This is a genomic window from Streptomyces sp. NPDC091280, assembly GCF_044768565.1.
Taxonomy (GTDB): Bacteria; Actinomycetota; Actinomycetes; order Streptomycetales; family Streptomycetaceae; genus Streptomyces.
Window position 1 is genome coordinate 146,941 of the sequence record NZ_JBIVUZ010000022.1, and the last position, 6,808, is coordinate 153,748.

Sequence of the window (6,808 nt, forward strand, 5' to 3'; positions counted from 1 at the left end):
ACACACTCCTTACTCCACACTGCTCCCATAGGCCACTTCAGTCTATCTCGAAAGGCATTGCCTGGCTGACTGTGAATCCATTCGATAAGGGTTCCAAAAGTGAAGCCGACATGCAGGGCCTGCATCGGACATGAAGAAGCCGGTGCCCGGAACGTCCGGCACCGGCTTCTCACTCCCGGATCAGATATGGCGCATCAGGCCGTCTTGATCTTGCCGGAAGGGAGCATCGAATCCGACATGTCCACGAACTCCCAGCCCTCCGCCGCCATCCGCGCCGCGCTGTCGACGCGGACCCGACCCATGAAGGCGCAGTAGCCGGCCTCACCGAGGATGACCTTGTCGCCCTGGACGCCGAGCACCACGAGGGTGTGGCCGACGGAGGTGGAGCTCGGGCCAGAACCCACCGAGTACACCGCCGGGGTCGAGGACAACTGCTTGCCGGTCTCCCTCGCGATCGTGTACGCCGTGTCCTTGCCCTCGCCTGCCGGGTAGGTCTGGAATGTCGTGTACTTGTTCACGAAGTAGGTCGAGAACGACACGCAGTTCTCCGCGTGGTTGCTCCCGCACGAGCCAGGACCGCCCTGGTCGCCATAGCGGTCGTCGAGGAACTTGTCGCCCTCCTTGTTGAAGAGGTCGACGAGGGCCTGGGCCTCCTCCTGGGTCATCCCCCCGTCCTTCAGTGAGACGGAAGTGCCGCCCGTGGTATTGCAGTTGCCCAGGATGGTGCTGATGCCGTTGGCGATGTTCTCGATGATCCCGCCGACGATGTCCTCGACGCCGCCCACGATCGAGCTGTCGACCGACCAGCCGCTCATCCTGCCGAACCACATCTCGGCGTTGTCGCCTCGTGCGGTGAGCCCGGCCGCGCCGTCAGAGGAGCGCTCCCAGTTCTCGTGGAAGTGCAGCGCCGCCGCACGCGGCGAACCCTGCGACGTCTTGAGCATGTCCTTGAAGACGGCGACATCGCCCGGATTATCCCCATTGGCCATGAAGGCCAGCTGGGCCTTGATCGTGAACCAGTCGACGCCCTTGTTCTTCGCGTACTGGCGCAGCAGCGTGTTGCGGCCGTACGTCCACTGCCCGAGACCGATGCCGTTGTCCGTGTTCTGTGCGGCGCTGGCCTTCTCGGCGGTCATGGCATACGTCCCCGTGGGGAAGTTCTGCACGCTCGTCGGGTCGATCCCCGACTCCTGCGACCAGTTGCCGAGGATGCCCGCGATGTTCTCCTTCGGCATCCCCCAGCTGCTGAGTACCGAGTAGATCTCCTTGGCGTTCTTCTCCACGTCCGCCGGGACGGTGGCCCCGGAACCGTTGCCGACGCTGCCCGCGTTGACGACGCACGCCGTCCCGTTCGCGTGGATGCTGCCTTCGGTCAGCGCCGTCGAGTTGAGGACGCCGGTCAAGACCGTGCCCAGCAGGGCCACGGTGGCGGTCACCGCGACCGCACCCGACATCGCTGCCGCCACAGGGGTCATCGTTGCCGTGACGGTGACGCCCAGAACCGCGCCGGCCCCCTTGGCTAAAAAGCTGCCGATCGCCATGAACGGCGCAGCGATCGCATGCCCAACCGCCTTGACGATGGCGACGATCAGTATCCACAGCAGCTTCCCGGCGTTGACGGCCATCGCCAAGGCGGCGAAGAACATGGACTTCAGCCAGTTCAGGAAGGCCATGGCCATGACCACGCCCATGGCCGGCGGAGCAGCAGCCGCGCCACTGCCGACGGCGACGCCCTTGGCAGCCTTCGAGCCCAGGCCCTCGTCGTCTTTCGACGCACCGCGCTCGTAGCCCGTTCCGCCGGCACCCAGCTCACGCTGGTCGGCCGGCTTGGCGTCCGGGCTGCCGCCGGTGACTTTGGACACGCCCTTGACTGCGTCCTGGGCCCCCTCGACGCCGACGTTCTTCGCCGCGCCAACGGCGGCTCCCGGAAGCCCGCCGGCCTGTGCGCCGGCCACGGCACCGGAGACGGCAGCTCCTGCGTAACGCCCTGCGTTACGGCGGGTCGCGCTGCTGCCGTCTCCCTCGATCGCTTTCTGGGCCGCGCCTCCGGCCATGTTCCCGGCGATGCCGTTCATGCCCTGCTGGATCGTCGCCCCGGCACTCGCGGCACCAGCAGCCTTGCCCGCGGTCTCTGCGGTGTCTGCCGCGTCCGGAATCTTCGGCGCAGTCTTCGCCGCGCCAGTAGGACCAGAGGAAGCAGCCCCCGGCCCCGGGAGCTGCTTGGGCACGCCGGCCTTGCCAGCGGGAGGCTTCTGGAGGCCCTCCTCAGGGCCTAGGCTCTTGGTCCCGCGACCTTGCCGGGGCATTCCCTGACTCACCGGCGTGCTCGGCTGGCCCTTTGCCGTCCCCTTGTTGGGACTCCGATTCGGTTTGTCGGCGGCCATGTCGTTTTCCTTTCCGGCCCAATGTCGGGTAGCGGGATGCGTCGCTTCCCCGCCGCACTCAATGGAGTGTGATGAGGAAGTTCTTGTCGTCGCGAATGGTGCTGTTGGACTGCACGTCCCGCAGACCCACGTCCAGTCGGATCAGGTCGAGCGATAGGTCAGATTCGTACTGCGACTTGTTCCGCGAGTAGTTCTGATACGCCTGTGAAAGGTTGTTCATGATGTTCATGAGCGGGCGCATCGTCACGTCAGAGGACTGGTAGTCCTTGGCGAGGCCGGTGCCGTCCGAGAGGATCCACTGCATATCCGAGATCTGCTGGCTCGTCGGATCCGAGCCCTCGTCACGCTTCTTGGTGAAGAACTGGGCGTAGCTCTGACCAGCCGGCACCAAGGCGTCGAGGTAGCCGTCGTAGACGTTGCCTGCACGCCAGTTGAGGTCGAAGCCGCCCGGCACGACGTGCTTGGTCTGCAGCGCCAGCGTCGAGACGCCGTCCTTGGCCTCGGCCGCGGTGACGCCCGTGATCTTGTCGGTGGCGATCGAGACCGGAACGGTTGGCGGACGCAGGAAGAGGCCGTCGATCTTCGTCGTCTGCAGGTCGGACGTGTACGACTGAATCTGCGTCAGATTCGTGCGCATCTCGACGAGCTTCTGGTCCAGGGCATCCCTGGCCTCGGCCTCCTTCTCCTTGAGCGCGACCTCGTAGTAGGCCTGCGCCGGATCGAAGACCAGGGCGTCGAGCGCCGCGATCTTCTGGACCCCGGATGCGCCGGGGTTGAAGAAGACCCGCCACTGGTCGTACTTGGAGAAGGTTTCGTCGCCGGCCAACTTGCCGCTGTCCTGCGCATGCTCCGCTGCGGGCGTGGTGAGTTCGGCATTCGCACGGACCGTCAGGTTCAACACCTGGCGGTCGAAGGGCCGGTCGGCGTTCAGGAGGACCCCGACGTAGCCGGTCGAACCGAAGGCGTAGAAGGAGCCCTTGATCCCGCTGGTACTGACCGGCTCGCCGTTCAGAGAGGTGTCCGACCCGAGCAGAAACGCCCTGTAGTCCGCGGCGCTGTACGAGATCTGAGCGGTCGGACTGAAATGCATCATCACGAGCGCCGTGTTGCCGCTCTCGTTGGTGTAGATCCCGTCGACGGTGCCGTCGAGATTCGTCTTCGACGTCTTGAAGTCGCTGGTGTACAGCGCCGTCTGCGACAGGGAGTCACGCTCCGCCTGGTACGCCGAGGCCCCCGATGCGCTGATCACGATCGCGCCCGCGAGCGCGAAGATGCCGAAGAACACCCCAAAACGCTCGATCGCGTGGTGCGAGTCGAGCTTGAACTTCCGGCTGAAGGCCAGTGCTTTGCCCTTGATCCCCATGTTCTGCTCTCTTTCGTGCCCGCACCGTGCCGCAGGCGCGGACGTGTCGAACCGACCCGGCGGTTCGCTCGACACCTCTGTCCCCGGTCCTGTGCACACTCTGTGACGGCCTCTTACTTGGAAGGGCCGCCCAGAAACCCGCTGAACTGATCCGCGGTCTGGGCGATCACCGTGCCGCCGCCGAGGTCCGTGATGGTCTGCTGGCCGCCGGAACCGACCGTCTCGATCAGTGACCACCCACCGGTTCCCAGGGCTCCGCCGACGAGAATGAGGAGCGCGATCGTGCCCCAGCCCTGCTGGTGACCCGCGGACTGCGGGTTGGCCATCAGCTTCTTGATCAGGAGCATGCCGCCCCAGACCAGGCCGACAGCACCGAGCAGCATGAGCAGAAGGCCGCCCCAGAGCTGGACCTGGGACTTGGCGTTCTGCAGGAAGCTGGTCAGGTCCCAGGCTGCACTCGGCAGGGAGGTCTGTGCGAGGACGGCTGCCTCGTAGATCTTCGTCACGGTTCTTCCCTCTCGCCTTTCGAATCATTCGATGGCATGGCGATGAGCCACAAGGCGACAAGCGCAGCTCACCCACATTGATGGGCTGCGATAGAAGCATGAGTGGTCAATGGCTTGCCGTCGGACACCCTCTTGGTTCGCGTATGAGTGACTAGTCTACCTCATTTGAATGGTGAGTCACGGGCTGCTCGAAAGGGGCTATCGATAAAGAGTGGAAAGAGGTGTGAAAACCGGGTGAATCGGCGCTGCGGCGCGCGGCCGCAGGGCCGTGGTGGACGCCTGTGGAATCCGCAGCGTGAGATGTGTAATGTGCCGCTCCAGCACTGCTGCGACGCTGGCCTGCTCGATTTCGAGGCGGCCCCCCATGCCTCGTCGATCGCGATCCCGACCAGGAAGTGCCAAACCGTGATGAACCCACTGCCCGGGGACCTTTTCGCCCGCCGACTTCGTCAAGAACGCGAACGCCTCAGCATCAGCCAGGCAGAGCTAGCGCGCCGTATGGCCGCGCTGCTTGGCGCGAACGTTGACTCCACCGCCATCACACGCATCGAGCAGCAGACCCGCGCGGTCAGGCTCGACGAGGCGGTCACCGCTGCTGAGGCTCTCGGCGTCCCTCTGATCACGCTGATCAGCGACAACTACGCTCGAGAGAACGAGGCCGAGATCCAGAGCCAGCTCGCCGAGCTCGCCCTCGCCGAGCAGGAATGGGAGAAGCAGCGGCAGAAGATCCACCGGATCACCCAGACCCTCCAGCAACTCTCCTCCGAGCGAGAGGCCGTCCGCTCTCACGCGCTGCACGTCAACCCTGAGACCGCCAGCGACTACGAGCTCGACCCTGAGACCCAGGCCGCTCTCGACGCCCGCATGCGTGATGTCCGCAACAAGCTGGCCGGAGAGGTCACAGACGCAGGCACTTGACGCTGTTGCGGGCGGCCGGTTTGAACTTCTGGTCGTAGTCGTTCACCGGACTCGTGCCTCCCATTCCGGTCGGCCTGCCTAATCTCTTCGGTGCTCGCGCCGTTCTGCCTCGCCTACACGACGTGACCAACTCGCAGACTGTGGACGCTGTGTATCGACGTATTCATCCTGAAGGCCATCGAGGGGGCCATGGCGGAAGGCGTGGCCGGGTCGGTCACGGTGAAGCGGGCCGACAGCGGGGCGGTCTCCAGCGCATGCACTTTCCAGCCGCGATCTTCCAGGCCAGTGCGGAGCGTGGCGGCGATGTCGGCCATGGGCGCAGGGTTCTCGGTGGCGACATCAAGGTCCTGGCTGGGGCGGTTCACGAGGCGGTGCGCCCGCACGGCACACATTGGAGTTGTTCCAGGTGTCAACCTGTGTGACACCAACCCACACTCTCTGCTCCACCAGTCTCGACCCCGGCTTCACTGCGGGCCGCTCTGAGCTCGCGGATCAGGGCGCGGACGGAGACGCTGGAGGCCAGCTCCGGGGTGGTGACGTAACCCACGGAACGGGTCGGGCGCTCGGGTCCGAGGTCGGTGATCTCGATGCCGTCCGGAGCTTCGTTCAGGGAGAGCGCGGGCATGATCGCCATGCCGAGACCTCTGCTCACCAGTGAGAGCACCGCTGCGTCGTCCTCGGTCAGGACGGTCGCCTTGGGAATCCAGTCCTGTCTGGCCCACCACTGGCGGGTGTAGGAGCCGCAGTTCTCGTGCCAGTCCACCAGCGGCAGGGAGCGCGGGGTGGGGTGACCGGCCAGATGCACCAGCGAGTAGGGCTCATCGAAGAGTACGTCGCCGATGAGCCCGGCGGGCACGGGCGAGATGGCGCCGATCGTTGCGATGCCTACATCCGCGCGCCCCTCGGCGACCTCGCCGGCGGTGCCAGCGCCCAGCTCACGGACGACGAACACTTCTGGCTCGATGCCGGGGTGGCGGGCAGCGAGGCGCTCCAGGACGGACGGCAGCAGGTAGAGGGCAGCGCTACGAAAGGCGGCGATGCGCAGCGGGCCCGCGACCGTGCCCCGCTCGGCGCCGCGGGTCTCTGCGGCCAAGATGTCCAGGAGCCGCAGGACCCGGCGGGCGTGGGCGGCAGCGGCGGTACCGGCCGCAGTGGGCGTCGCGCCCTTCCTGCCCCGCTCGAAAAGGACTGCTCCGACCTTGCGTTCCGTCCCCCGTATGGAATGCGAGACTGCGGACTGGGTCAGTCCGAGGACCGTGGCGGCTGCCGAGAACCCGCGCTCACGGTCGACGGCCACGAGGATGCGGAGTTCGTGCGGGGCAAGGTCGGTGGCGGCAGCCGCAGTGAGTGCGGGCGGTATGGGGGCTGAGGCCGTCACAAGGGGTCCCACCTGCTTCTATGAGGGCCCTTCATGGATCGGACCGTTCCATGAGCGCAACCCTCTGCCCAGCCTCCGCATTCCTCCGTACGGTCACCGTCATGACCGAGACCGTGCTCACCGTGCACCAGACCGCCCGCCCCCATGGCTTCCCCACCTCCGACCACTTCGCCTACGTAGAGTCCACGATGCCGGTGCCTGGGCCGGGAACAGCGCTGGTGGAGAACTTGTACTGGTCGGTGGACCCCTACCACCGCGA

The 6,808-nt window shown here is 65.9% G+C and carries 5 protein-coding genes and 2 pseudogenes; 2 read left to right on the top strand and 5 right to left on the bottom strand.

Going from position 1 to position 6,808, the window contains the following annotated elements:
* Window positions 1-194: 194 nt before the first annotated feature.
* The 3 genes from ACIQPR_RS45520 to ACIQPR_RS45530 all read right to left on the bottom strand — a co-directional run bounded on the left by ACIQPR_RS45520 (window position 195) and on the right by ACIQPR_RS45530 (window position 4,253).
* Complete coding sequence (locus ACIQPR_RS45520) at window positions 195-2,384, bottom strand: phage tail tip lysozyme (RefSeq protein ID WP_403662421.1); 2,190 nt, start codon at window positions 2,382-2,384, stop codon at window positions 195-197.
* A 58-nt stretch (window positions 2,385-2,442) separates the two neighbouring features.
* Entirely contained in the window at window positions 2,443-3,747 is a 1,305-nt protein-coding gene (locus ACIQPR_RS45525; protein ID WP_403662424.1) for a hypothetical protein, read from the bottom strand.
* A gap of 113 nt (window positions 3,748-3,860) precedes the next feature.
* A complete protein-coding gene (locus ACIQPR_RS45530) occupies window positions 3,861-4,253 on the bottom strand; it encodes a hypothetical protein (RefSeq protein WP_403662427.1) in 393 nt (130 codons plus the stop codon).
* 309 nt (window positions 4,254-4,562) lie between these two features.
* Between ACIQPR_RS45530 and ACIQPR_RS45535 the strand changes: the two genes are divergently transcribed.
* Window positions 4,563-5,171: a helix-turn-helix domain-containing protein gene (locus ACIQPR_RS45535; RefSeq protein WP_403662430.1), complete on the top strand. Its 609-nt coding sequence runs from the start codon at window positions 4,563-4,565 to the stop codon at window positions 5,169-5,171.
* Between the two features lie 200 nt (window positions 5,172-5,371).
* On the opposite strand, the pseudogene ACIQPR_RS45540 reads toward ACIQPR_RS45535, so the two are convergent.
* A pseudogene (locus ACIQPR_RS45540) lies at window positions 5,372-5,557 on the bottom strand (hypothetical protein); the annotation flags it as partial.
* A 23-nt stretch (window positions 5,558-5,580) separates the two neighbouring features.
* Window positions 5,581-6,549 (bottom strand): LysR family transcriptional regulator, encoded by a 969-nt coding sequence (locus ACIQPR_RS45545; protein WP_403662433.1) that lies wholly within the window; start codon window positions 6,547-6,549, stop codon window positions 5,581-5,583.
* Between the two features lie 50 nt (window positions 6,550-6,599).
* On the opposite strand from ACIQPR_RS45545, the pseudogene ACIQPR_RS45550 reads away from it, so the two are divergent.
* A pseudogene (locus ACIQPR_RS45550) lies at window positions 6,600-6,808 on the top strand (NADP-dependent oxidoreductase); the annotation flags it as partial.

Excerpts from the sequence above, each read along its gene's own strand:
- ACIQPR_RS45525 (WP_403662424.1), bottom strand. The coding sequence starts at position 3,747 with ATGGGGATCAAGGGCAAAGCACTGGCCTTCAGCCGGAAGTTCAAGCTC.
- ACIQPR_RS45520 (WP_403662421.1), bottom strand. The coding sequence starts at position 2,384 with ATGGCCGCCGACAAACCGAATCGGAGTCCCAACAAGGGGACGGCAAAG.